Origin of the sequence: Wenxinia marina DSM 24838, from assembly GCF_000379485.1 — a bacterium.
Classification (GTDB): Bacteria; Pseudomonadota; Alphaproteobacteria; order Rhodobacterales; family Rhodobacteraceae; genus Wenxinia; species Wenxinia marina.
Genome location: NZ_KB902288.1, coordinates 141,897 through 166,505, shown reverse-complemented (window position 1 = coordinate 166,505; position 24,609 = coordinate 141,897). Strand labels below are relative to the sequence as shown.

29 protein-coding genes are annotated in these 24,609 nt (G+C 68.2%); 10 read left to right on the top strand and 19 right to left on the bottom strand.

The genetic code is table 11. The features are described 5' to 3' along the window. Positions 1-127: 127 nt before the first annotated feature. Positions 128-388: a hypothetical protein gene (locus tag A37W_RS21435; RefSeq protein WP_047772146.1), complete on the bottom strand. Its 261-nt coding sequence runs from the start codon at positions 386-388 to the stop codon at positions 128-130. 304 nt (positions 389-692) lie between these two features. Here A37W_RS21435 and A37W_RS0109960 point away from each other — a divergent pair, with 304 nt between their 5' ends. Then, positions 693-935 carry a DUF4160 domain-containing protein gene (locus A37W_RS0109960; RefSeq protein ID WP_026198407.1) on the top strand — a complete coding sequence of 81 codons (243 nt, stop codon included), beginning with the start codon at positions 693-695 and terminating at the stop codon, positions 933-935. Further along, the gene (locus tag A37W_RS0109955; RefSeq protein WP_018302889.1) at positions 916-1,173 is read left to right on the top strand and encodes a DUF2442 domain-containing protein; all 258 of its coding nucleotides are present in this window, start codon (positions 916-918) and stop codon (positions 1,171-1,173) included. The genes A37W_RS0109960 and A37W_RS0109955 overlap by 20 nt, the downstream gene beginning before the upstream one ends. A gap of 19 nt (positions 1,174-1,192) precedes the next feature. On the opposite strand, the gene A37W_RS23195 is transcribed toward A37W_RS0109955, so the two are convergent. Together A37W_RS23195 and lepA are read right to left on the bottom strand one after the other, a co-directional pair. Continuing rightward, positions 1,193-2,365, bottom strand: coding sequence for a helix-turn-helix domain-containing protein (locus A37W_RS23195; RefSeq protein WP_040753775.1), 1,173 nt, complete (start codon positions 2,363-2,365; stop codon positions 1,193-1,195). A gap of 9 nt (positions 2,366-2,374) precedes the next feature. After that, positions 2,375-4,174, bottom strand: coding sequence for a translation elongation factor 4 (lepA, locus tag A37W_RS0109950; RefSeq protein ID WP_018302888.1), 1,800 nt, complete (start codon positions 4,172-4,174; stop codon positions 2,375-2,377). A 131-nt stretch (positions 4,175-4,305) separates the two neighbouring features. On the opposite strand from lepA, the gene A37W_RS0109945 reads away from it, so the two are divergent. From A37W_RS0109945 to A37W_RS0109910, 8 genes are all read left to right on the top strand, one after another. Next, positions 4,306-4,554 (top strand): type II toxin-antitoxin system Phd/YefM family antitoxin, encoded by a 249-nt coding sequence (locus tag A37W_RS0109945; RefSeq protein WP_018302887.1) that lies wholly within the window; start codon positions 4,306-4,308, stop codon positions 4,552-4,554. Then, a complete protein-coding gene (locus A37W_RS0109940; protein WP_018302886.1) occupies positions 4,551-4,934 on the top strand; it encodes a type II toxin-antitoxin system death-on-curing family toxin in 384 nt (127 codons plus the stop codon). Before A37W_RS0109945 ends, A37W_RS0109940 begins: the two co-directional genes overlap by 4 nt. A gap of 142 nt (positions 4,935-5,076) precedes the next feature. After that, on the top strand, positions 5,077-6,912 hold the full coding sequence (gene yidC / locus A37W_RS0109935) for a membrane protein insertase YidC (RefSeq protein ID WP_018302885.1): 1,836 nt from the start codon (positions 5,077-5,079) through the stop codon (positions 6,910-6,912). Next, positions 6,909-7,559, top strand: a complete 651-nt coding sequence (yihA, locus tag A37W_RS0109930) for a ribosome biogenesis GTP-binding protein YihA/YsxC (RefSeq protein ID WP_018302884.1) — start codon at positions 6,909-6,911, stop codon at positions 7,557-7,559. The genes yidC and yihA overlap by 4 nt, the downstream gene beginning before the upstream one ends. A 45-nt stretch (positions 7,560-7,604) precedes the next feature. Next, complete coding sequence (gene argB, locus A37W_RS0109925) at positions 7,605-8,498, top strand: acetylglutamate kinase (protein WP_026198406.1); 894 nt, start codon at positions 7,605-7,607, stop codon at positions 8,496-8,498. Next, positions 8,495-9,142, top strand: a complete 648-nt coding sequence (locus tag A37W_RS0109920; RefSeq protein WP_026198405.1) for a hypothetical protein — start codon at positions 8,495-8,497, stop codon at positions 9,140-9,142. Before argB ends, A37W_RS0109920 begins: the two co-directional genes overlap by 4 nt. Continuing rightward, entirely contained in the window at positions 9,139-9,639 is a 501-nt protein-coding gene (locus tag A37W_RS0109915) for a SixA phosphatase family protein (protein WP_018302881.1), read from the top strand. The genes A37W_RS0109920 and A37W_RS0109915 overlap by 4 nt, the downstream gene beginning before the upstream one ends. A 115-nt stretch (positions 9,640-9,754) precedes the next feature. Next, positions 9,755-10,342, top strand: coding sequence for an NAD(P)H-dependent oxidoreductase (locus A37W_RS0109910; protein ID WP_018302880.1), 588 nt, complete (start codon positions 9,755-9,757; stop codon positions 10,340-10,342). Positions 10,343-10,412: 70 nt separating this feature from the next. Here the strand turns inward: A37W_RS0109910 and A37W_RS0109905 are convergent, their stop codons facing one another. The 16 genes from A37W_RS0109905 to rpsM all read right to left on the bottom strand — a co-directional run bounded on the left by A37W_RS0109905 (position 10,413) and on the right by rpsM (position 24,542). Beyond that, positions 10,413-11,207 (bottom strand): amino acid ABC transporter ATP-binding protein, encoded by a 795-nt coding sequence (locus tag A37W_RS0109905; RefSeq protein ID WP_018302879.1) that lies wholly within the window; start codon positions 11,205-11,207, stop codon positions 10,413-10,415. A gap of 14 nt (positions 11,208-11,221) precedes the next feature. Continuing rightward, the gene (locus A37W_RS0109900) at positions 11,222-12,538 is read right to left on the bottom strand and encodes an amino acid ABC transporter permease (protein WP_018302878.1); all 1,317 of its coding nucleotides are present in this window, start codon (positions 12,536-12,538) and stop codon (positions 11,222-11,224) included. Between the two features lie 3 nt (positions 12,539-12,541). After that, positions 12,542-14,089 (bottom strand): amino acid ABC transporter permease, encoded by a 1,548-nt coding sequence (locus tag A37W_RS0109895; protein WP_018302877.1) that lies wholly within the window; start codon positions 14,087-14,089, stop codon positions 12,542-12,544. Positions 14,090-14,260: 171 nt separating this feature from the next. After that, the gene (locus tag A37W_RS0109890) at positions 14,261-15,277 is read right to left on the bottom strand and encodes an amino acid ABC transporter substrate-binding protein (RefSeq protein WP_018302876.1); all 1,017 of its coding nucleotides are present in this window, start codon (positions 15,275-15,277) and stop codon (positions 14,261-14,263) included. 217 nt (positions 15,278-15,494) lie between these two features. After that, complete coding sequence (locus A37W_RS0109885) at positions 15,495-16,217, bottom strand: ATP12 family chaperone protein (RefSeq protein ID WP_040753805.1); 723 nt, start codon at positions 16,215-16,217, stop codon at positions 15,495-15,497. Then, positions 16,214-16,891 (bottom strand): HAD-IA family hydrolase, encoded by a 678-nt coding sequence (locus tag A37W_RS0109880; protein WP_018302874.1) that lies wholly within the window; start codon positions 16,889-16,891, stop codon positions 16,214-16,216. The genes A37W_RS0109885 and A37W_RS0109880 overlap by 4 nt, the downstream gene beginning before the upstream one ends. Continuing rightward, entirely contained in the window at positions 16,888-17,925 is a 1,038-nt protein-coding gene (locus tag A37W_RS0109875) for an RluA family pseudouridine synthase (RefSeq protein WP_018302873.1), read from the bottom strand. The genes A37W_RS0109880 and A37W_RS0109875 overlap by 4 nt, the downstream gene beginning before the upstream one ends. Continuing rightward, positions 17,922-18,302 carry a fluoride efflux transporter CrcB gene (gene crcB, locus A37W_RS0109870; RefSeq protein WP_018302872.1) on the bottom strand — a complete coding sequence of 127 codons (381 nt, stop codon included), beginning with the start codon at positions 18,300-18,302 and terminating at the stop codon, positions 17,922-17,924. The genes A37W_RS0109875 and crcB overlap by 4 nt, the downstream gene beginning before the upstream one ends. A 304-nt stretch (positions 18,303-18,606) precedes the next feature. Then, positions 18,607-19,122: a hypothetical protein gene (locus A37W_RS0109865; RefSeq protein ID WP_018302871.1), complete on the bottom strand. Its 516-nt coding sequence runs from the start codon at positions 19,120-19,122 to the stop codon at positions 18,607-18,609. Continuing rightward, positions 19,119-20,441: a replication-associated recombination protein A gene (locus tag A37W_RS0109860; protein WP_018302870.1), complete on the bottom strand. Its 1,323-nt coding sequence runs from the start codon at positions 20,439-20,441 to the stop codon at positions 19,119-19,121. The genes A37W_RS0109865 and A37W_RS0109860 overlap by 4 nt, the downstream gene beginning before the upstream one ends. A gap of 59 nt (positions 20,442-20,500) precedes the next feature. Beyond that, the gene (locus A37W_RS0109855; protein WP_018302869.1) at positions 20,501-21,091 is read right to left on the bottom strand and encodes an acyl-homoserine-lactone synthase; all 591 of its coding nucleotides are present in this window, start codon (positions 21,089-21,091) and stop codon (positions 20,501-20,503) included. An 84-nt stretch (positions 21,092-21,175) separates the two neighbouring features. Further along, complete coding sequence (locus A37W_RS0109850) at positions 21,176-21,784, bottom strand: autoinducer binding domain-containing protein (protein ID WP_018302868.1); 609 nt, start codon at positions 21,782-21,784, stop codon at positions 21,176-21,178. A 170-nt stretch (positions 21,785-21,954) separates the two neighbouring features. Then, positions 21,955-22,383, bottom strand: a complete 429-nt coding sequence (gene rplQ / locus A37W_RS0109845; protein WP_026198404.1) for a 50S ribosomal protein L17 — start codon at positions 22,381-22,383, stop codon at positions 21,955-21,957. Between the two features lie 246 nt (positions 22,384-22,629). Continuing rightward, entirely contained in the window at positions 22,630-23,646 is a 1,017-nt protein-coding gene (locus A37W_RS0109840; RefSeq protein ID WP_018302866.1) for a DNA-directed RNA polymerase subunit alpha, read from the bottom strand. A gap of 116 nt (positions 23,647-23,762) precedes the next feature. Beyond that, entirely contained in the window at positions 23,763-24,158 is a 396-nt protein-coding gene (rpsK, locus tag A37W_RS0109835) for a 30S ribosomal protein S11 (RefSeq protein WP_018302865.1), read from the bottom strand. A gap of 15 nt (positions 24,159-24,173) precedes the next feature. Further along, positions 24,174-24,542 (bottom strand): 30S ribosomal protein S13, encoded by a 369-nt coding sequence (gene rpsM, locus A37W_RS0109830; protein ID WP_018302864.1) that lies wholly within the window; start codon positions 24,540-24,542, stop codon positions 24,174-24,176. Positions 24,543-24,609 lie beyond the last annotated feature (67 nt).

Sequence of the window (24,609 nt, the reverse complement as noted above, 5' to 3'; positions counted from 1 at the left end):
GAGGTCAGGAACACGGCGAGGGACAGGCCCCCGGCGACGGCGAGGAACAGGGCGGAAAGGGTGCGCATCGGACGGCTCCGGTCGGGGACGGAGCTGATACGGACGAGCGCGCGCCCTCCGTCGGACGTCAGGCGTCGGGCATCCCGTTCGGCGGCGCGCGGACGACGCCGCGGCGGGGGCGGTTCCGCTCCTCGTTCCAGAACGGATCGTCGCGCTTGATCCAGCGGGCGGTGACGAGGCTCGCGGGGATCGTCAGCACCAGCCCGACGGCGACGGCGAGCGCGATCGCCTGCCAGGAATACCAGCCGAGCACGAGCACGACGATCAGCGCCGTCCCGGTCAGCGCGGCGCCCCAGATCATGTGCAGGAAGACGGACATACGGAACATGGACGGACCTCCTTTTCTGACGGAGGAACGGCCGCCCGGCCCGGCCGGTTCCGGCAGACGGGGTACGGAAGGTGGGGTTCCGCTAGGGCTGCAGCGCGAGGGCGCAGACCGGAGCGACGTCCGCGAATCTGGCGGAGGTCAGGAATACGGCGAGGGACAGGCCCCCGGCGACGGCGAGGAAGAGGGCGGAAAGGGTGCGGATGGGGCGGCTCCGGTTGGGGACGGAGCTGATACGGACGGCGGTGCGGGTTCCGTCGCGGCGGAAGGACGTGGAAATCGACAGCCATTCTCGCTATCTTTGCGCATGCCGACAATTTTCCGTCATGCCGGCTTCCGGTTCTTCTTCTACTCGAACGAGGGCCATCCGAGGGAGCCGGTGCATGTTCATGTGGCGCGGGGCGGCGGCGAGGCGAAGCTCTGGGTGCGGCCGGTGCAGGTCGCGCGGAGCGCTGGACTGGATGCCCGGTCGCTGCGCGAGATTGCAGGGATCGTGGCGGAGCGGGCGGACGAGATCGAAAGGGCGTGGCATGAGCATTTCGGCGGATAGCGTGCGGTTCGACGCCGACTCGATGTGGGTGGCCCTGTCGGACGGCCGGACGCTGGGCGTGCCGCTGGCCTGGTTCCCCCGGTTGCTCGCCGCCTCTCCGGATCAGCGGGAGGCGGTGGAGATCAGCCCGTTCGGCCTGCACTGGGAGGTGCTGGACGAGGACATCTCGGTGCCGGGGCTGCTGGCGGGGGAACTGAAACGGTCAACAGTTCCCACTAGCCAATCTATTGATCACTGAACTCATAGATCCAACAAGCTTAGATCGGTGGAATTGGAGGCAAATCGGGAACTACGGCCCGGAGTAATTCGTAGGCTGCTCGAACCGTTCCCGGATGGGCAATTTCAATAACACCAATAATTGAAGCGACAGACCCCACATGAGATAGCGCTGCCCCCCCGACCCTGTAGATAAGCCTGCCAAGCAAGATCGCTCCGTGGAAGACTGTAGTCTTGAGCCTCGCCATCCGCAGCTGTCGCGTACTCGGATCGTTTGAACTCCTAACCCCAGCAGCCAATTCGTCAGCCTCAAGCGCAATGTCGCTCACGAGATCGACTATCTGCGGGTCGATACCGGCTGAGTAAGCGCCGTTCACTTCTTCGCGACTGGCGATGCCGTCAAGTTGCTGCGCCGCTGATTTAAACCTCCCGGGGGTGTCGAAAATCTCCCTCTCGGAAACTTTGTCCGCCTTGATCTCACGGGTTTCGTGGAGAATCTGACCGAACAAGCCCCGCATCAGTTCGTCATGTATGGTGAGAAACTGACTTATTTCCTTCATCAAATACGAGTTGAGGGCTTGATCAATGTTTTCATTCGAAAAGACGTACCGAATCAAACTACCTTTTCTTTCTAGAATCCTCGGATTTGGCTCGCGTCGCTTACACTGAGAATGATAACTAATAAAAGCTTTTCTAAAGTACCGTTGCTCTAAATTCGACCCCTCCAGTCTTTCCGAAATTTCCTCTGCCGAATCGGCGGCATCTTCTAGGATTTCCCTCACCCTAGCCTTGTTAGCTGAGTCGAAAAGCTCGAGGTCCGACAAAAAGGGTATCGGCCGCAAAATGCCGGTATCGGGTTCAAATCGAAAGTCGGTCTGCGCAGCCTTTAGGACTGTGCTCGACAGCGTTCTCTCTATTCGCAGGAGTTTAGTATGAACGCTTTCGACCGGCGAAAGGTCCATAGATCGCGCGTAGTCCTCAATAATGCGACGCAGAGGCTCTAGCTCCACTCGACGAAACGAAACACGCTGGCGTGGACCTGACAACCGATCAAGAACAGCCCAAAGCGTGCTGCTTTGGGGATTGGATTTACCGTTTTCCCAGGAGCGGACCGTGTAATCGCTCACGCCCAGTATGCTCGCAAGGTCTTTTCGAGTTAGCCCTGCGCCCTGCCGGAAGTCCCTTAGCTCGACGGAGAATGAGTCGCGATTCATTCTAAACCCTCACCCATCCATCTTCAGCGCCGAAATAAACGCCTCCTGCGGGATCTCCACCTTCCCGAACTGGCGCATCTTCTTCTTGCCCGCTTTCTGCTTGTCGAGCAACTTGCGCTTCCGCGTGGCGTCGCCGCCGTAGCACTTCGCCGTCACGTCCTTGCGCAGCGCCGACAAAGTCTCGCGCGCGATGACCTTGCCGCCGATGGCCGCCTGGATCGGGATCTTGAACATGTGGCGGGGGATCAGGTCCTTGAGCTTCTCGACCATGGCGCGGCCGCGCATCTCGGCCCGGTCGCGGTGGACCATCATGGACAGGGCGTCGACCGGCTCGTCGTTCACCAGGATCTGCATCTTCACGAGGTTGTCCTCGCGATAGCCCGTCAGCTGGTAGTCGAAGCTCGCGTAACCCTTCGTTACCGATTTCAGCCTATCGTAGAAGTCGAACACCACTTCGTTGAGGGGGAGGTCGTAGACGACGAGGGGCCGGGTGCCGGCGTAGGTCAGGTCGGCCTGGATGCCGCGGCGGTCCTGGCAGAGCTTCAGCACGTCCCCGAGGTAGTCGTCGGGGACCATGATCGTCGCCTTGATCCGCGGCTCCTCGATATGGCTGACGAGGGTCAGGTCGGGCATGTCGGCGGGGTTGTGCAGCTCCTTCACCTCGCCGGACTTGAGGTGCAGGCGATAGACCACCGACGGCGCGGTGGTGATGAGGTCGATGTCGTACTCGCGCTCCAGCCGGTCGCGGACGACTTCCAGGTGGAGGAGGCCGAGAAAACCGCAGCGGAAGCCGAAGCCCAGGGCGGCCGAGGTCTCCATCTCATAGGTGAAGGAGGCGTCGTTGAGGGCGAGCTTCTCGATCGCGTCGCGCAGGTCCTCGAAGTCGTTGGCGTCGACGGGGAAGAGGCCGCAGAAGACGACCGGCACCGACGGCTTGAAGCCGGGCAGCGCGGTGGCGGTCTGCTTCTTCTCATGGGTGATCGTGTCGCCGACGCGGGTGTCGCGGACCTGCTTGATCGACGCGGTGAAGACGCCGATCTCGCCGGGGCCCAGTTCGTCGATCTGGGTCATGGCGGGCTTGAGGACGGCAAGCGTGTCCAGCTTGTAGGTCGCCTGCGTCTTCATCATGCGGATCGTGTCGCCCTTGCGGATGACGCCGTCCATGACGCGGATCAGCACGACGACGCCGAGGTAGCTGTCGTACCAGCTGTCCACCAGCATCGCCTTGAGCGGCGCGTCGCGGTCGCCCTTGGGCGCCGGCAGGCGCTGCACGATCGCCTCCAGCACGTCGGGGATGCCGAGGCCCGTCTTGGCGCTGATCTCGATGGCGTCGTGCGCCTCGATGCCGATCACGTCCTCGATCTGCTCGCGGATGCGGGCCGGCTCAGCCGCGGGGAGGTCGATCTTGTTGAGGACGGGCACGATCTCGTGGCCCGCGTCGATCGCCTGGTAGACGTTGGCGAGGGTCTGCGCCTCGACCCCCTGCGTGGCGTCCACCACGAGGAGCGACCCCTCGACCGCGCGCATGGAGCGCGAGACCTCGTAGGCGAAGTCGACGTGGCCGGGCGTGTCGATGAGATTGAGGACGTAGGTCTGCCCGTCCTGCGCGGGGTAGTCGATGCGGACGGAGTTCGCCTTGATGGTGATCCCCCGCTCGCGCTCGATGTCCATCGCGTCGAGAAGCTGCGCCTTCATGTCCCGCTCGGCCACGGTGCCGGTCAGCTGGATCAGCCGGTCGGCGAGCGTCGACTTGCCGTGGTCGATGTGCGCCACGATCGAGAAGTTGCGGATGCGCGAGAGGTCGGTCATGCGAGGGGCCCCTTTGGATCGGCGTCAGATACCGCAAGCGAGGCGGGGCGGAAAGGGGCCGGGCGCGGGTGCGGCGGATTGCTCGTGCGCAGTGGAGTGACTATTGTAATGCGCAGCACAGGAGGCATCCGATGACCCGTCTGCTCACCAACCAGATCGCCAGCATGACCGAGATGCGGGATCCGCAGAAGGTCCTCGACCGCGCCGGCGGCAAGCCGGTGGCGGTGCTGAAGAACTCGCGCCTGGTCGGGTACTTCGTCCCGGCGGAGGCGGTGCCGGAGGAGGAGATGCGGTACGCGACGAGGGAGGAGGTCTCGGACGTCCTCGCACGGAGGCGCGAGATCGATCAGCCGGTGCTTGACTGGCTCAAGGACAAATGACCTGGCGACTGCTATCGGCCGAGGTGGTGGAGGCGATTCACGACGCGGTCCTGAACGAGAGCGAGCTTCCGGGTCGTGCGCGCGACGAGTCGCTCGAGAGCGCCCTCGCGCGCGTCGATAACCGGCTCGCCTACGGCATGATCGGCGACGTGTTCGACCTTGCGGCCGCCTATGCGGATGCGATCGCCCGCGGGCATTTCTTCAACGACGCGAACAAGCGGGCGGCCTACGAGGCGGCGGTCGTCGTCCTCGAACTGAACGGCACGGCGCTGCAGCTCGACACCGCCGACATCGGCCCGCGGATCGTGGCGCTGGCACAGGGAGCACTGGATCCGGACGACCTGGCGGCAAGGCTCCGGCGGAAAGCGGGCGGGGGCTGACGTCGGCGCTCCGGAACCGCGGCACCCCTCGCGCGCGTAGCGCGGGCGTGATCGGCGGCGCCCTGCCCCCTTGACCTTTCGCCCCTTGGCCTGTTGAAGCGGCGCCATCCCGCCCCTCCCCGACAGACGGTATCCACGCGCGATGGACGATCAGAACAAGAACCTCATCCTCGCCACGGCGCTGAGCTTCCTGGTCATCCTGACCTGGTTCCTGCTGTTCCCGCCCGAGGAACAGGCGCCCGGCACCACCGGCCCCGAGGGCGAGCTGGTCGAGGACCTCGCGCCGAACGACGGCACGATCGGACCCGACGGGACGATGACGCCGGGGGCAGAGGTCGCCGGAGGAGCCGAGGGGCAGGACTCGCCGCAGACCGAGGTCGCGGTGGCCGAGGCGCCCCGGATCGACATCGAAAGCGGCGCGCTTACCGGCTCGATCTCGCTGGAGGGCGGGCGGATCGACGACCTGTCGCTCGCCGACTACCGCCAGACGCTGGACCCCGAGAGCGACCTCGTGCGCCTGCTGTCGCCGGTGGGCGGCGAGCTGCCGTACTATGCCCTCCACGGCTGGATCGGCGGCGAGGGGACGGGCGAGGTGCCCGGTCCGAACACCGTCTGGGAGGTCGAGAGCGGCGAGACGCTGGGGCCGGACAGCCCCGTCACGCTGGTCTGGGAAAACGGCGCCGGCCTGACCTTCCGCAAGACCTTCGCCGTGGACGAGCGGTACATGTTCACCGTCACCCAGTCGGTCGAGAACGCCACCGACGCCGAGCTGTCGCTGCGGCCCTACGGCCTCGTCGCGCGGCACGGCCTGCCCGACAGCAACGCCTTCTTCATCCTGCATGAGGGCGTCGTGCGGATGTCGGACGGCGAACTGGAGGAGATCGACTACGACGATCTCGAGGATTTCGCCGTCGAGGAGGGCCGGACCGAGGTCGCCGCCGACGGCTGGATCGGCTTTACCGACAAGTACTGGATGACGACCCTGATCCCAGAGCCGGGCACGCCCTTCCGCTCGGTCGCCCGCTACGGCAACGGCGTCTACCAGACCGAGGCGATCCAGCCGGCGCTGACCGTGGCGCCGGGTGCGACCGCCGAGGCGTCCTCGATGCTGTTCGCCGGCGCCAAGGAGTGGGAGGCGATCCACGCCTACGAGGAAGGCGGCGTCCAGGGCTTCGTCGACTCGATCGACTGGGGCTTGTTCTTCTTCCTGACCAAGCCGATCTTCCGCGTCCTGCACTTCCTCAACGGCCTCATCGGCAACATGGGCTGGTCGATCATCGTCCTGACCCTGCTGATCAAGACCGTCCTCTTCCCGCTCGCCCGCAAGTCCTACATCTCGATGGCGCGGATGAAGGAACTCCAGCCCGAGATGGAGAAGCTGAAGGAGCAGGCGGGCGACGACCGCCAGAAGCTCCAGCAGGGGATGATGGAGCTGTACCGCAAGAACAAGGTGAACCCGGCCTCGGGTTGCCTGCCGATCCTGCTGCAGATTCCGATCTTCTTCTCGCTCTACAAGGTGATCTTCGTCACGATCGAGCTGCGGCATGCGCCCTGGATCGGCTGGATCCGCGACCTCAGCGCGCCCGACCCGTCCTCGATCCTGAACCTGTTCGGCCTGCTCCCCTACGGCACGCCGGATCCGTCCTCGTTCTTCTTCATCTTCTCGCTGGGCGTGCTGCCGATCCTCCTCGGGATCTCGATGTGGCTGCAGCAGAAGCTGAACCCGGCGCCGCCGGATCCGACGCAGCGGATGATCTTCGCGTGGATGCCGTGGGTCTTCATGTTCATGCTGGGCAGCTTTGCCAGCGGCCTCGTCATCTACTGGATCGCGAACAACACGATCACGTTCCTGCAGCAGTACACGATCATGCGGCTGCACGGGCACAAGCCCGATGTGTTCGGCAACATCCGGTCCGGCTTCCGCCGGAGCGAGCCGGCGACGGCGAACGCCGACAAGGCGCCGAAGAAGGGCAAGTGAGCACGCTGCCCTTCCCTCTGTCGCCGCCGCCCGAGGCCGAGGCCGAGGAGGCGGGCCGCCGGCTGTTCGCCGGCGAGGTGACGTTCCTCAAGGGCGTCGTCGCGATGGACGGCCTGCCGCCGGCGGACCGGCCCGAGGTGTGTTTCGCCGGACGGTCGAATGTCGGGAAATCGTCGCTCATCAACGCGCTGACGGGCCGCAAGGGGCTGGCGCGCGCGTCGAACACGCCGGGGCGCACGCAGGAGATCAACTTCTTTGAGCTGGGGACCAGCCACTACCTCGTCGATCTGCCCGGCTACGGCTTCGCCGAGGCGCCGAAGCCGGTGGTGGAGAAGTGGCAGCGCCTGCTCAAGGCCTACCTCGCCGGACGGCCGTCGCTGCGGCGGGCGTTCGTACTGATCGACGCGCGGCACGGGGCCAAGGCGGTGGACGAGGAGATCATGAAGCTCCTCGACGGGGCGGCGGTGCCGTTCCAGGCGGTGCTGACCAAGGCCGACAAGACGCGGGGGCGCGAGCTGGAGGCGTCGCTGGACAAGACCCGCAAGGTGCTCGCCACGCACCCGGCGGCGTTTCCCGAGATCGCGCTGACCTCGTCCGAGAAGGGCGAGGGGCTGGCGACGCTGCGCGCGGCCATCGCCGCCCTCTGAGGCTTGCCCGCGGGCGACAGGGTGCTATCCCTGGCAGGCCACAGCATGAGACAGCAGAACATGGACCGTGACTGGACCCTGACCGCCCGTACCCTGTCCGAGGCGCTCCCATACCTGCAGCGCTATTCCGGCGCGATCGTCGTGGTGAAGTTCGGCGGCAACGCGATGGGCGGCGTCGAGGAGATGGCGGACTTCGCCCGCGACGTGGTGCTGATGCGGCAGGTGGGCCTCAACCCGGTCGTCGTCCATGGCGGCGGGCCGATGATCAACGACCTGCTGAAGCGGCTGGGGATCGAGAGCACCTTCGTCCGCGGCAAGCGCGTCACCGACAAGGCCACCGTCGAGGTGGTCGAGATGGTGCTGACCGGCCTCGTCAACAAGCGGATCGTGCAGGCCATCATGGACGAGGGCGGCCGGGCGGTGGGCCTGTCGGGCAAGGACGACGATCTGATCGTTTGCGAGGCGGACGATCCCGAGCTGGGCTTCGTCGGCCGGCCGATCGAGATGAACGTGCAGGTGCTGCGCGACCTCTTCGCCGCCGGCATCATCCCGGTCATCGCGCCGGTGGCGACGGGGATGGACCCCAACGAGACGTTCAACGTGAACGGCGACACGGCGGCGGGCGCCATCGCGGGGGCGCTGAAGGCGGACCGCCTGCTGTTGCTGACCGACGTGCCGGGCGTGAAGAACGCCGAAGGCCAGGTGATGACGCAACTGACGCCCGAGAACGTGCGCGACATGATCGCGGACGGGACCATCGCGGGCGGCATGATCCCCAAGGTGGAGACGGCGCTGAAGGCGATCGAGGAGGGGGTGCGTGCGGTCGTCATCCTCGACGGGCGGCTGCCGAACGCGACCCTGCTGGAGCTGTTCACCGACCACGGCGCGGGCTCGATCATCCGGTCGAGCGCGCCGCGGGTGACGCCGCGCGGTCCGTGACGCCGGCGGACGCGGACCGCGCCGCCCGACGGGTGGGACTGGCGGTCCTCGGCGGGCTGAACACGCCGGAGGGGCATCCCCTGCGGCCCGGTACGGCCGAGGCGGTACTGCTGCTGGGGCCGGACGAGCCGGCCTTCTGGGACATCCTGCGGGCCAGCGCGGAATGGCGCGACGGGGCGCCCGATCCGGTGGACCGCTGGTCGGTCCGGGTCGGCTCCGCGCTGGCGGCGGAGCTCGGCGCCGAGGCGCTGTTCCCGTTCGGCGGGCCGCCCTGGCAGCCGTTCATTGGCTGGGCGACCGCCTCCGGCTGTGCGGTGCCCTCGCCGGTCACGCTGCTCGTGCATGCCGCAAGGGGCCTGTTCGTCTCCTTCCGCTGCGCGCTCGCCTTCCCCGTCGCGATGGACATCCCCCCTGCCCCGCCCCGTCCCTGCGAGACCTGCGCGCGCCCGTGCGAAACCGCGTGCCCGCCGCGGGCGCTCACCACCGCCGGCTACGACGTGGCGGCCTGCCACGCCTGGCTCGACCGGCCCGAGGGGCGGGAGTGCCGGGAGGGCGGGTGCCTGGTGCGGCGGGCCTGTCCGGTGGGCGCGGAGTTGCGGCTGCCGGCGCAGTCGGCGCACCACATGGCCGCGTTCCATCCATGAGCCTGCGGCTGGTCCTGATCCGCCACGCGAAGTCAGCCTGGGGCCAGCGAGGCCTCGCCGACCGCGACCGGCCGCTGGACGACCGCGGACGGCGGGCCGCGCCCCGGATCGGAGGGTGGATCGCCGGGCGGGCCGCGCCGGACGAGGCGCTGGTGTCGGACGCGCTGCGCACCCGGCAGACGTGGGAGCTGATCGCGGCGAAGATGCCCGCGCCGGCGAAAGCCTGGCTGCTGCCCGACCTCTACCTCGCGGAGGCGGACGAGATGCTGCGGGTGCTGCACGGGGCGTCGGGCCGGGTGGTGGCGATGGTGGGCCACAATGACGGGATCGCCCAATTCGCCGCGGCGCTGGCGGCGGCGCCGCCCGATCACCGCCGCTTCGCCGACTATCCGACCGGCGCGACCACGATCCTCGACTTCGACGCGAGCCGTTGGGGCGACGTCGGCTATGGTGCGGGCACCGTCACCGACTTCGTCGTGCCGCGCGATCTTGAATAGATTGCCGCCGTCTGCGCATCTCCGCACATGGCAGGCGCGGGGGCAGAGGGAGGCGGAGGCGCCGTCGCGCGCTATATTGCCCGCCGTCAGTTCCGCAACTTCCAGGGAGTCTCCGATGACGAAGGTCCTCGTCCTGTTCTACTCGACCTACGGCACCAACCACGGCATGGCGCAGGCGGCCTTAGAGGCGGCCGAGGCGGCCGGCGTCGAGGCGCGGCTGCGCCGTATTCCCGAGACCGCCCCGCAGTCGGTCATCGACGGCCAGGAGGCCTGGAAGGCCGAGGCCGAGCGTCAGAAGGACATCCCCGAAGTCACGCCCGACGACCTGGAATGGGCCGACGCGCAGTTCTGGTCGGTGCCGACCCGCTATGGCGGCATGGCCAGCCAGGCCCGCGCCTTCATCGACACGCTCGGCCCGCTCTGGCAGCGGGGCGGCATGGTGAACGCCACCGTCACCGGGGTGACGTCCGCGATGAACGTCCATGGCGGGCAGGAGACGACGCTGATGAACCTCTACATCAGCGCGATGCACTGGGGCGCAGTGATCGTCGCGCCGGGCTATGCCGACCCTCTCAAGTTCGAGGACGGCGGCAACCCCTACGGCTATTCGAAGCAGCCGGGCGAGCTGGACGAGACCGGGCGCAAGTCCATCACGTTCCAGATGAACCGACTGATCGAGATCACCAGGAAGATCCGCGGCTGACGCCAGCGGGACGGAAATGCGAGGGGCGGCGCCGGGCGCCGCCTCTTCGCGTGTCCGGCCATCCGTCGGCTCAGTGGCCGAGGATCTGGCTCAGGAACAGCTTGGTCCGGTCCGACTGCGGATTGTTGAAGAACTCCCGCGGCTCGTTCTGTTCGATGATCTGGCCCTGGTCCATGAAGATCACCCGGTTCGCGACCGCCTGGGCGAAACCCATCTCATGGGTGACGCAGATCATCGTCATCCCCTCCTCGGCGAGCTCGATCATCGTGTCGAGCACCTCCTTGATCATCTCGGGATCGAGGGCCGAGGTCGGCTCGTCGAACAGCATGATCCGCGGCCGCATGCACAGCGACCGCGCGATGGCGACCCGCTGCTGCTGGCCGCCGGACAGCTGGCCGGGATACTTGTTCGCCTGGTCGGGGATCTTCACCTTGGTCAGGAAGTGCATCGCCGTCTCTTCGGCTTCGCGCTTGGGCACCTTGCGGACCCAGATCGGCGCCAGCGTGCAGTTCTCGAGGATGGTCAGGTGCGGGAACAGGTTGAAGTGCTGGAAGCACATCCCGACCTCGGACCGGATCTTGTCGATGTTCTTGAGATCCGACGACAGCTCGGTCCCGTCGACGATGATCCGCCCGGACTGGTGCTCCTCCAGCCGGTTGATGCAGCGGATCAGCGTCGACTTGCCCGACCCCGACGGCCCGCAGATCACGATCCGCTCGCCGCGATAGACGCTGAGGTTGATGTCCCGCAGCACGTGGAACGTGCCGTACCACTTGTTCATGTCGGTGATCTCGATCGCGAGCTCGTCCGAGACCCTCATCTGGCTCCGGTCGATCTCGCGCGCTTCGATGGACGTGTCGGTCATTGCCAAAGGCTCCCTTAGCGGTGCTCGCGCGCGAGCTTCTTCTCGAGGTAGAGCGAGTAGCGGCCCATCGAGTAGCAGAAGATGAAGAACAGGACCCCGATGAACACGAACAGCTCCCAGTAGATGCCGTTCCAGTCGGTCGAGGCGCGGATGGCATTCGAGAAGCCGATCGGGTCGAGCAGGCCGATGAACACCACCAGCGTCGTGTCCTTGAACAGGCCGATGAAGGTGTTGACGATGCCGGGGATCGAGATCTTGAGCGCCTGCGGCAGGATGATGAGCCGCATCGACTTCCAGTAGTCGAGGCCGAGCGCGTCGGCCGCCTCGTACTGGCCCTTGGGCAGCGCAGCAAGGCCGCCGCGGACCACCTCGGCGATGTAGGCCGACGAGAACAGCGTCACCATGATGATGACGCGCAGCGTGATGTCGAACGTCGTGCCCGGCGGCAGGAAGTAGCCCAGGATCAGCTGCGCGGTGAACAGCCAGACGATCAGCGGCACGCCGCGGATCGTCTCGATGAACCCGACCGACACCTTGTTGATGAGGAACAGGTCCGACTGCCGCCCCAGCGCCAGGAGGATGCCCAGCGGCATCGACAGGATGATGCCGGAGAGGCCGATGATGATCGACAGGAGGAACCCGCCGAGGTCGCGGCTCTCCACCCGCTCCAGCCCGATGGGGATCAGGCCGCCCGCCTCGGTCGCGGCGAGGCCGGCGACGAAGTACCAGTACAGGATCGGGACGATGATCGCGGCGATCAGGGCGAGGATCGGCCCGGCCACGGGTGCAAGAAAACGCCAGACGAGCCAGCCGATGACGAAGCCGAGGGCGATGAAGATCGGCCCCCAGATCGAGCCGCCCCAGATCAGGAAGAACATCACGAACGGCGACGCGGCGGTGAACCACAGCATCCGCTTCGGCAGGCCGGGGAACAGCACCGGCGCGAGCGCGACGAAGAACGCGACCAGCGCCAGCACGGGCCGCCAGTACTGGTCCTGCGGGTAGAAGCCGAAGAGGAGCTGCTGCCAACGGTCGGCGATGACGGCGAAGCAGGCCGCCTCGGCGTCGGGGCCGAGCGTGGCGTCGCGGATCTCGCGGCACTCGCTCAGGCTGCTCGCGTCCCAGATGCCGTTGAGGAACCACGGCGCGACGTGGCTGACGACGTACCAGATGAAGTAGATCGACAGTATCGTCAGGATCGCGTTCAGCCAGGACGAGACCAGGTTCTCCCGGACCCACTTGACCGCCCCCCGCTCCTTCGTGGGCGGTTCGGCAGGCGGCAGCATGCTTTCGCGGACGAAGCGGACGGTTTGCGCGTGCGTGTCGCTCATGTCTCAGCGCTCCCTCAGCTTCACGCGGTTGTTGTAGACGTTCAGCACGCCCGAGATCAGCAGCGACAGCGCCAGGTAGAAGCTGCCGAGGAGGAGCATGCCCTCCAGCTCTCGTCCCGTCTGGTTGATCGTGATGCCGCCCAAGGTCGCGCGGACGTCCATGTAACCGACCGCGATGGCGAGCGAGCTGTTCTTGGTCAGGTTCAGGTACTGCGAGATCAGCGGCGGGATGATGACGCGCAGGGCCTGCGGCAGGATGACGAGGCGCATCGTGCGGTTCGGCCGCAGGCCGAGGGCGAACGACGCCTCGCTCTGTCCCCGCGAGATGGCGAGGATGCCGCCGCGCACGATCTCGGCGATGAAGGCGCCGGTATAGAGCGACAGCGCCAGCCACAGCGCGATCAGCGAGTTGCGGACCTGCAGGCCGCCCTCGAAGTTGAAGCCGCCGAGGACGGGGACGTCGAACTCCACGGGGTTGCCGGCGCGGGGCGAATCCGTCAGGGCGAAGCCGCCGGCCGGGACCGTCGCCGGATCGGTGCCGGGGGGCAGCGAGACGAGGTTGCACTCGCCCGCCTCGGCGCGGGCGATCGCGTCCTCGGGGCCGGAGACGGGCACGAGGTCGAACGCGGCGGGGCCGCCGCGCAGCAGGCGGCGGGTCAGCAGCGCCTCGGTCGTGCCGGGCACCACGCAGGCGGAGACGCGGCCGTCGGGGCCGAGGGTTTCGGCGAAGGTGGCGAAGTCCTGGTCGGCCGCGCCGCCGTAGGCGATCAGCGTCTGCCGGTCGGACACGAACGCCATGACGAGGAAGACGAGGATCGTCGGCACGAAGAACAGCGCGAGCGACACGGTGAAGGTCGGCGCGATCTGGCCCGTCCTCTCCTGCCGGGCGGCGGCCCAGCGGCGGTAGCCGAAGATCGCGACCAGCGAGGCGAGGAACACGATCAGCAGCGCCAGTGCGCCGGAGCCCCAGACCGGGGCCGGGATGAACACGCCGCGGTTCGTGATGGCGATCGTGTCGCCGAGCAGCATCGACGCGCCCGAGGTCCCGTCGTCCAGCACGCGGAAGTCGCGGGGCTGCGGCGTCGCCTCGGTCATCACCGCGAAGATCAGGACGATCCACAGCAGCAGCGGCACGTTGCGGAAGCCCTCGACGTAGACCGCCATCAGCCTGGCGACGATCCAGTTCTTGGACAGGCGCAGGACGCCCGCGATGACGCCGAGGACGGTCGCGGTGATGCAGCCCAGGAAGGCGACGAGAAGGGTGTTGAGGATGCCGACGATGGCGGCGCGGCCGTGACTCATCGAGTTGTCGTACTCGATGAGCATCTGGTTGATATCATAGCCGGCGCGGGCACCGAGGAACCCGAAGTCGAAGTCCTTGCCGAGCAGCGCGAGGTTCTGGACCGTGTTGCTGATGAGCCACCAGAAGGCGGCGACCAGAAGGATCAGCGCGATGACCTGGATCGTGATCGATCGGTACCGCGTGTCGTAGATGAGCTGGCTGAGCCGGAATCCCGAGCGATGCGGGTCGGTCGACGTGGTCGTCGCCATGGTGTCTCCCCGGTGGGCCGCCTCGGCGGATACCGCGCCGGTTGCTCCGGCTGCGTCCCGCGTCGCGGCATTCTTCCTTCCCCTGGCGGGCCGTTGTCCCCCGGCCCGGCGCTCTTTGCGGCGCCCTGAAAGAACCGGGGCGCGGCCTGTGCCGCGCCCCGGGTCGTGGTCTTAGCGGAACGGCGGCGCGTAGAGCAGGCCGCCTTCGGTCCACTGCGCGTTCAGGCCGCGCGCCAGGCCGATCGGGGTCGACTCGCCGATGTTCTGTTCGAACAGCTCACCGTAGTTGCCGACGGCCATGATCGCGTTCTGGGCCCAGTCGTTCTCGAGCCGGAACATCGCGCCCAGCTCGCCCTCGGTGCCGAGCAGGCGGTTGATCTCGGGGTTGTTGGTCCCCGCCGCCAGTTCCTCGACGTTGGCCGAGGTGACGCCGTACTCTTCGGCCGCGATCAGCGCGTTCAGCGTCCAGCGGGCGATGTCGCCCCACTCGTTGTCGCCGTGACGGACCAGCGGGCCCAGCGGCTCCTTCGAGATGATCTCGGGCAGGATCACGTGATCGCCCGGATTCTCGAACGTGGCGCGGGTCGCGGCGAGGCCGGACGCGTCGGTCGTGTAGACGTCGCAGGCACCGGCGAGGTACTGCTGCTGCGCCTCGGCGTTGGTCTCGATCGGCACCGGCTCGTAGCTGATGTTGTTCACGCGGAAGAAGTCCGCGAGGTTCAGCTCGGTCGTGGTGCCGGTCTGGATGCAGACCGTCGCGCCGTCGAGGTCCTTGGCCGACGTCACGCCGAGGGCGCGCGGCACCATGAAGCCCTGGCCGTCGTAGTAGTTCACGCCGACGAATTCGAACTTGAGGTCGACGTCGCGGCTGAAGGTCCAGGTGGTGTTGCGCGCAAGCAGGTCGATCTCGCCCGAGGCCAGTGCGGTGAAGCGGGTCTGACCGGTCGTCGGGACGAAGTTGACGGCTTGCGGGTCGCCCAGCACGGCGGCGGCCACGGCGCGGCAGATGCCGACGTCGAAGCCCTCCCACTCGCCGTTCGCGTTCGGCGCGGCGAAGCCGACGAGGCCCGTGGTGACGCCGCAGTTCAGGGTGCCGCGCTCGCGCACGTCATCCAGAGTGGCTGCCGACGCAACCCCGGCCGCGAGACCGGCGACGGTCAGCGCACCGAAGAAAACGGATCTGGTCATTGTTTACCTCTTCCTGATTTCCGGCCCGCAATGTTCCCGGCGGGTCGGCTTTTTGTTGTCCCGACGCTCCCTGTACGCCGGATGCGGGGGCCGGGCGCCCCACGACGCTCACAGGTTGGGCGGATCGCCGTTGGAGGTCAATACCGAGTTGCCCCCAGATTGACGCCGCGTCCCCCCATGTTTGAAGGGTTTCGGGCGCTGTGCGCCCCGCGCGCGGTCAGTCCTGATCGGAAACGAGGCGAAGGAAGCGGGCGGCGTCCAGGAAAGCGGCACGTTTCAGACGGGCATGTTCCGCCGCCTCCTCGTCCTCGCCCCACTGCTCGGCCTGCCAGTCCTCGTCGATGCGGCTGAGGGTCCACGCCTCCTCGGGCGGCAGGGCGCCCTTCAGCACCGCGAGCCCCAGGACGAGGGAGCCGGACAGCGTGACGAACTCGTGCGCCGCCGACAGGCGGTAGGGGTCCAGCGCGTGCAGCTCGGCCGCGAGTGCGGCGAGGGCGCCGGGATCCTGCGTGACCGGGATCACGCCCGTCGCGACCTCGAGCCGGGCGCCGAATGTGGCCGCGGCCCAGTCGAGCCAGGGCTGCCAGCCGGCGCCCTGCCGCGCGACCAGCTCGGCCGGGGTGTCGGCGCGGTAGCAGAGGAGGTCGGTGGCGCCGTACTCGGCCAGCATGTCGGCGACCGCCGCCGTCTCGGGCGCGACCTTGTCGATGGCGGAGTTCGCGGTGCGGGTCAGCGGCATGGTGCCGGGATCGACGTGGCCCTCCTGCGCGTCCCACTCGGCCGCGATGCCGTCCGCCAGGGCCCGGGTCGGCACCGCGAGCGGCGCCTTCGACGGCGTGCGCACGGGGCGCCCGTCGAGGAGGATGGCCCAGCCGGCCTCCGTCTCCGCGACCGTGGCCGCGTCCCAGAACCGCTTCAGCGCCCAGCCCGAGCCGCTCATGCCGGCGCCCTCCACAGGTCGTCCAGCGCCGCGTGCAGCTCGTCGAAGCGGTCGATCACGCGGGTCGCGCGCAGGCTGTCCGCCGGGTGGTAGCCCCAGGCGACGCCGACGCTGCGCACGCCGGCATTCCGGGCCATGTCCATGTCGATGGTCGTGTCGCCGACCATCACCGCATCCTCCGCCGCCACGCCGGTCTCGGCCAGGCAGGCGAGCAGCATCGACGGGTCGGGCTTGGACGGGTGCAGGTCGGCGGTCTGCAGCGTCGTGAAGTGCGGCAGCAGGCCGTGCTCCTTCAGCACCGCGTCGAGGCCCCGCCGCGCCTTGCCGGTCGCGATTCCAAGCAGGGTCCAGGGGTCCGCCGCAAGCCGCACCACCGCCTCGGCCGCGCCGGGATACAGAGGGCTGCCGACCGCGGCGCCGTCCCGCTCTCGCGCGCCGAGATAGGCGGCGCGGTAGCCGTCCACCAGCGCGTCGCGGTGCCGCGCGTAGATGGCCGGCGACAGGCGCGCAAACGCGACGTCGAGCGAGAAGCCTATGATGGAGCGGATCGCCGCCTCGGTCGGGGGCGCCTCGCCGACGCCCGCATAGGCCGCCTCCATCGCCGCGACGATGCCGCCGGCGCTGTCGACGAGGGTTCCGTCGACGTCGAACACGACGAGCCGCAGGCGGCTCATGCCTCCTCCTCGAACGGATCGTCGGGGGCCTCGGCGGGCTGCCAGCCGAAGAAGTCCCAGGTCTTGACCATATGGTCCGGCAGGGGCGCGGTCAGGGTCAGGATCTCTCCCGTCACCGGATGCTCGACGGTGAGGGAGCGGGCGTGCAGGTGCAGCCGCCGCCCGACCTCGGGCCCGAGGCCGGCGCCCCAGCCGTCGCCGAGATTCTCCTGCCCCTGCCCGCCGTACTTGCCGTCGCCGACGATGGGATGGCCGATCTCGGCCATGTGGGCGCGCAGCTGGTGGGTGCGGCCTGTCACCGGCTCCAGCGCGACCCAGGCGACGCGGGTCGCCAGTCCCTCGATCACCGCGTAGTCGGTGACGGCGCGCTTGGCGCCCTCGGTGCGCGCGACCTCGTCGGGCAGGATGCAGCGCATCTTCTCGCCCTCGCCGCGGGCGCCGGCCTTCACCAAGCCATACTTGATGGTGCCCTTGCGCGGGGTCGGCACGCCCGCGACGGCGGCCCAGTAGACCTTGCGGACGTTGCGGTGGCGCAGCGCCTCGGACAGGCGGCGGGCGACGCGGTCGGTACGCGCGAGCAGCAGCAGGCCGGACGTGTCCTTGTCCAGCCGGTGCACCAGCTTGGGCCGCTCCTTGTAGCCGAACATCAGCGCCTCGGAGAGGCCGTCGACGTGGCGATCGCCGAGGCCGGAGCCGCCCTGCGTCGGCAGGCCGGCAGGCTTGTTGAGGGCGATGACGTGCTGGTCCTTCCAGATCACCGCGTCCTGGATCATCCGCGCATCTGCGTCCGTCACCCTCGGCTTCGCGGTCGGGGGCGGCGGGGCGGTGTCGGGCAGCGGCGGCACGCGGACCTGGCTGCCCGCCGCGACGCGCGTGCTGGACTTGACCCGGCCGCCGTCGATCCGCAGCTCGCCCTTGCGGCACATCTTCTCGATCAGGCCCTGGGTCAGCTGCGGGAACCGCTTCTTGAGCCAGCGGTCGAGGCGCTGGTCGGCGTCGTCCTCGCCGACGGTGATCGTCTGCACGCCGCTCACGCCGCCACCCCGCGGCCGAGCCACAGGCCGGCGAGCAGCGCCGCGATGGAGACGCCGACGCTGAGGGTCACGTAGGCGGCCGCGGCGGCGGGCTGCCCGCGTTCCCACAGGGTAACCGCCTCCAGCGAGAAGGACGAGAAGGTGGTGAAGCCGCCGAGGAGGCCGGTGAGGAGAAAGGGGTTCAGGTGGGCGAGACCCGCGCGACCGAGGGACGACACGAGAAGGCCCATCAGGAAGGAGCCGAGGACGTTTGCCGTCAGTACGCCCAGCGGGAAGCCCGCGACCCCGTGCAGGCGCGCGATCCCGACACCGGTGAGGTACCGGGCCGAGGCGCCGATCGCGCCGCCGAGAGCGACCTGGAGAGTGGTGGCGAGCATGGGCGCGGTCTGTTGGGACGAGGGGCGAAAGTCAAGGAGGACGGGGCGGCGGGTGTGTCGGACTTCCAATCGACCGACGCGCCCCGGCCTTGCGCCTGGGCCTCGCGCAGATCAGGCGCCCGGCCCCGCAGGGCGAGGTCCCGGGTCAGGCCCGGGACGTGTGCCCTGCCTCCGGACGCCCGCCCCAGCCGGGTCAGGCCCGGGACGGGTGCCCTGTCTCCGGACGCCCGCCCCGGCCCCGAGCCGGGGCCCGGCGCGGATAAAGGTGCAGCGCGCCGCCGGGCGAAGTTCCGGGTCAGGCCCGCTACCTGCCGGCTCCGCCCCTTGCGACCTCCCCCGCCAGCGAGCGGAGGAAGCGGTGGGCCTCGGGGGCGCGCGTGGCGAGGGCGGCGAGGGCGGCTTCGTCGGCAGGGTCGGCGGAGAGGGACGAGAGGAGGCGGCGGCGGTCGGCCTCGGCGGGGGCGGACAACGGCAGGCGCCCGGCGAGGACGAGGAGGTCGAGGGCGGCGTGGACGGCGCGCACGTCGCGGAAGGCGCTGGCGATGCGCTCGGCCACCTGCGGCCCGTCGCGCCAGCTCTGCCCCGCGAACAGCCCCTGCATCAGCCGCTGCCCCGCGCCCTGGCAGTCGAAGCGGACGCAGCCATGCATCCCCTCCTCCGCCAGCCGGTCATGGACGGTGCAGCGGGTCCCGCAGAGGTGCCGGCACCCCTGCCCCGCCGGCTTGTCGAAGGCGAACATCTCCCCTTCGTCGAACGCCAGAAGGGAACAGCAGAGCGCGTCGCAGCGCGTGCAGTCCGGCGTCAGATCCGGCAGCGTCACCTGCCGCGCTTCTCGCGCAGGCCGGCGAACCAGTCGACCCGCTTCTTGAGGTCCCGCTCGAACCCGCGGTCGACCGGCAGGTAGTAGACGCCCCGTTTCATCCCGTCGGGGAAGTAGTTCTGCCCCGAGAACGCGTCCTCGGCCTCGTGGTCGTATTCGTAGCCCGCCCCGTAGCCCTGCTCCTTCATCAGCTTCGTCGGTGCGTTGCGGATGATCTTGGGCGGCGGCTCGGACCCGCTCTGCTTCGCCGCGGCCATCGCGGCCTTGTAGGCGCCGTAGGCGGCGTTCGATTTCGGCGCGAGGGCGAGGTAGATCACCGCCTCGGCGAGCGCCAGCTCTCCCTCCGGGCTGCCGAGCCTCTCGTAGGTCTCCCACGCGTCGAGGCACAGGCGCTGCGCCTGCATGTCGGCGAGGCCGATATCCTCCACCGCCATGCGGGTGATGCGGCGGGCGAGGTAGCGGGGCTCCTCGCCCCCGGCCAGCATCCGGGCCAGCCAGTAGAGGGCGGCGTCGGGGTCGCTGCCGCGGACGGATTTGTGCAGGGCGGAGATGAGGTTGTAATGCTCCTCCCCCGACTTGTCGTAGAGCGTGGCGCGGCGGGTCAGCCGCTTCTGCAGGTCGGCGGTGGTGAGCTTGCCCTCGCCCGTCCAGCCGGTCACCTGCTCGATCAGGTTCAGCAGCGCCCGCCCGTCGCCGTCCGACATCTCCAGCAGCGCCTCGCGGGCGCGGGCGTCGAGCGGCAGGGCGCGCCCCAGCTCCTTCTCCGCCCGCTGGGCGAGCAGCTCCAGATGGGCAAGGTCCAGCCGCTCCAGCACCAGCACCTGCGCACGGGAGAGGAGCGCGGCGTTCAGCTCGAACGAGGGGTTCTCGGTCGTGGCGCCGACGAGGAGGATCGTGCCGTCCTCCATGTGCGGCAGGAAGCCGTCCTGCTGCGCCTTGTTGAAGCGGTGGATCTCGTCGACGAACAGCAGCGTCCCCTGCCCGTTCCGATGCCGGATCTTCGCCGCCTCGAACACCTTCCGCAGCTCGGGCACGCCGGTGAAGATCGCGCTGATCTGGACGAAGTGCAGGTCGGTCTCGCGCGCCAGCAGGCGGGCGATGGTCGTCTTGCCGACGCCGGGCGGACCCCAGAAGATCAGCGACGACAGGTTGCCGGAGGCGAGCATCGCGCCGAGCGGCGCGTCGGGGCCGAGGACATGCTCCTGCCCGATCACCTCGGCCAGGGATTGCGGGCGCAGACGGTCGGCCAGCGGGCGCGGGCCCGCCGCGGCCGCGGGGGCCGGGCCGTCGTCGTCGCCTCTGTCGAACAGATCCGCCATGGCGCGACCTTAGGCGGACGGCCCGGCACCGCAAGGCGCCGGGCCGGTTTGCTACGTCGTCAGTGCAGGGCGCTGGAGAAGTTCATCGAGACGACCTGGTTCTCGACGCCCTCGATCATCATCACCGGACCCATCGCCGTCATGTCGACCCCGACGCGCGCGGCCCAGCGGGGCCAGTTCGCGGCCAGCAGGGTCAGGCAGTGGGTCGCCCCCAGCTCCCGCGCGGCCTTGCCGAGCTCGAGCACGAGCTGGGCGTGGACGCGCCGGCGCTGGCCGGCCGGGACGCGATGTGAGACGAAAAGTCGCGAGCTTTCCCACACGGTCGGCGACACCGGCGCCTCCTCGTAGAGCAGGTTCGCCGGGATCGAGGACAGCAGACCGCGCTGCGCGTCGCGAATCATGTAGCTGTAGATGCCGCAATGCGTGGTGGTCGGGGTCAGCCGGTTGCCCGCCAGCACCTGGCCGAGCTCGTCATGGACGACAACCCAGCGGCTGGCCGGGGTGTCGTACTGGTCGTACTCCATCCCCATGGCGTGAGGGAGATCCCAGCGGTTGTGCTGGATGAAGAGCTCGTGCCTAGCGCGAAGCATGTTCGCAAAAAGCTCGCCATGGTTGTGGAGGTTGGCGAAAGACAGGGTCGTGGCCTGCATGTTTTTCTCCGAGACAAGAGGTGATGCCTCTGTTGTAGTGAGATTTTCCCGGCCGCAGGAAGATCGACGTTCGGCGCCCGCGCCCTAGAGCAGATTGAAATCCTTCGCGCGCTGGATCGCCTCTGCGGTAGTCCTTGCCATCAGCCTCTCTCGTGCGGCAGCCAGCCGGACCTTGAGCGCTGATTCGGAAATGCCGAGCATGTTGGCCGCCGCGGCGTGACGGTAGCCGTCGGCGATGAGCTTGAGCGCTTCGGCCTGCGCCTTGGTCAGGCGGTGGGTCGGTTCGACCATCTGGTGCAGCCGTTTGACGATGACCTCGATCGTGAGGATCTCGTGATCCTCGAACTCGCGGTCGGAGCGGGCGACGGAGCAGACGGTCCGGGACAGGATCGGACCGGTCGAGACCGTGGCGCCGAACTTCAGGCCGTGGGCCTTCGCCTCTTCGAATATACCGAACGGATCGGGAATGCGCGGGTTGCTCCACCGGGTCCAGCCGGCGCGCGAGAAGGCGAACGCGGTCATCGGGTCGCGCAGCACGTACCCCTTTTCGGAATAGGTATCGATCCAGGCCTGGTCGTAGGTCTGGAAGAACATCAGCGGGGAGGTGAACCGGATATGCAGCGCGAGGAAATAGCCCGCTTCTGCAAAATTATCTAGCTTTTTCAGCTCCCTGTCGAACGCCAGCTTGTCCATCGCACCCCGAACGAGGTTTCCCCCCCCCGCCCTGATGGACAACAAATCTCCTGCAATCAACGGTTTAAATGAGCGCCCCCACAATCTCTTGCGAGGGAGCACGCGGACCGCTGCGCCGCGTCGATGGCGAGGGGTCGGACCGGCGTGTCCGGCCCGACCCCAGAACCGGGTCAGTCCTCGTCCGCGTCGGCCATCTCTTCGGCCTCGAGGCGGGCGCGGTCGGCCGAGCCCTTGGCGGCCGGGTCGCGGTCGACCAGCTCGATGATCGCCATCGGGGCCATGTCGCCATAACGGAAGCCGGCCTTCAGGACGCGGCAGTAGCCGCCCGAGCGCTCGGCATAGCGGGGGCCCAGGACTTCGAACAGCTTGGCGACGTGGATGTCCTGCTTGAGCTGCGCGGCGGCCTGGCGGCGGGCGTGCAGATCGCCGCGCTTGCCGAGGGTGATGAGCTTGTCGATCACCCGCTTGAGGTCTTTCGCCTTCGGCAGGGTGGTCTTGATCTGCTCATGCTCGATCAGCGAGCCCGCCATATTCGCAAACAGGGCTTTGCGATGTTCGTGCGTGCGGTTGAAACGGCGGTATCCGGAGCCGTGACGCATTGTGTGTTCTCCATTCCGTTTTGTGATGGGTCGCCGATGCGATGGCGGCGACTCCGTTAGTGGGGCGGGATTGCCCGGGGTCTCTCGATGCGCGCTCCGGCCATGAGCCGGGGCCGCGCGGGTCTTGGCGGTCCGCCCGTGGGGCGGGGGCCCCGGATCAGGTCCGGGGCGGGGTCGGCTCCCGGTCGGCGCGGGGCCCCGGATCAGGTCCGGGGCTGACCGGTCGCTGCCGGGAGCCGGAACCGATCAGAACTGGTCCTCGAACTTCTTGGCCAGGTCCTCGATGTTGTCCGGCGGCCAGTCCTCGACGTCCATGCCGAGGTGCAGGCCCATGCCGGACAGCACTTCCTTGATCTCGTTCAGCGACTTGCGGCCGAAGTTCGGGGTGCGAAGCATCTCGGCTTCGGTCTTCTGGATCAGATCGCCGATATAGACGATGTTGTCGTTCTTCAGGCAGTTCGCCGACCGGACCGACAGTTCCAGCTCGTCGACCTTCTTCAGGAGCAGCGGGTTGAATTCAAGCCCGTCGTCCATCGTGTCGGCGCGCGCCGATTCCGGCTCGTCGAAGTTGACGAAGATCGACAGCTGGTCCTGCAGGATGCGGGCGGCGTAGGCCACCGCGTCGTCCGGCGTGAGCGAGCCGTCGGTCTCGATCTTCATGGTCAGCTTGTCGTAGTCCAGCACTTGGCCCTCGCGGGTGGGCTGCACGTCGTAGCTGACCTTCTTGACCGGCGAATAGATCGCGTCGATCGCAATCATGCCGATCGGGGCGTCCTCGGGCTTGTTGCGGTCGGCCGCGACGTAGCCTTTGCCCTGGTTGACCGTCAGCTCCATGTAGAGGTCCGCGCCCTCGTCGAGGTGGCAGATCACGTGGTCCTTGTTCAGGACCTCGATCCCCGCGCTCTCGGAGATGTCGGCGGCGGTGACGGCGCCCGGGCCCTTGGCCTGGACCGTGAGGCGCTTGGGCCCCTCGACATCCATGCGGATCGCCACGCCCTTGAGGTTCAGGACGATGTCGGTCACGTCCTCGCGGACGCCCGCGACGGACGAGAATTCGTGCAGCACGTTGTCGATCTGCACGGCGGTGATGGCGGCGCCCTGAAGCGACGACAGCAGCACGCGGCGCAGCGCGTTGCCGAGCGTCAGGCCGAAGCCACGCTCGAGCGGCTCGGCGACGACGGTCGCGGTGCGCGACGGATCGTCCCCGGGCTTCACCTCGAGCTGGGTCGGCTTGATCAGCTCGGACCAGTTCCTGTGGATCATGTATGGGCCTCCATTCTCGCCCGGCCACCCATGACCGTGGGACCGGACACTCGAGGTTGTCGTAACGGCTGAAGGGGCCGCGCATCGAACGCGGCCCCGTCAGTCAGATCGTGTCGTCAGACGCGGCGGCGCTTGGGCGGGCGGCAGCCGTTGTGCGCGATCGGCGTCACGTCACGGATCGACGTGATGTTGAAGCCGACGGCGGCCAGCGCGCGCAGCGCGCTCTCGCGGCCCGAGCCGGGGCCCTGCACCTCGACCTCGAGGGTCTTGACGCCGTGCTCCTGCGCCTTCTTGCCGGCATCCTCGGCGGCAAGCTGGGCCGCGTAGGGCGTCGACTTGCGCGAGCCCTTGAAGCCCATCGTGCCGGCCGACGACCAGGCGATGGCGTTGCCCTGAACGTCGGAGATCAGGATCTTGGTGTTGTTGAAGGACGAGTTCACATGCGCCACGCCGGCGGCGATGTTCTTCGAGACCTTCTTCTTGCCGCCGGTGCGGCGCGTATCGCGAGCCATTTGTCCTGCCCTCCCTTATTTCTTCTTGCCGGCGATCGGCCGGGCCGGGCCCTTGCGGGTGCGGGCGTTGGTGTGGGTGCGCTGGCCGCGCACGGGCAGGTTGCGGCGGTGCCGCAGGCCGCGGTAGCAGCCGAGGTCCATCAGACGCTTGACGTTCATCTGCGTCTCGCGGCGCAGGTCGCCCTCGACGGTGTAGTTCGCGTCGATGTGCTCGCGGATGGCGAGGACTTCGGAATCCGACAGCTCGTTGACGCGGCGGGTCTGGTCGACGCCGACGGCGTCGCAGATCGCGCGGGCGGCGGACTGGCCGATTCCGGTGATGTAGGTGAGGGCGATCGGAACCCGCTTGGCGGTCGGGATGTTCACGCCGGCAATACGTGCCACTTGTCTGGTGTCCTTTCGTTGCGGGTCCGTGGTCCCGGACCCTTTTTTCACAACGCCGGCGCCGGGG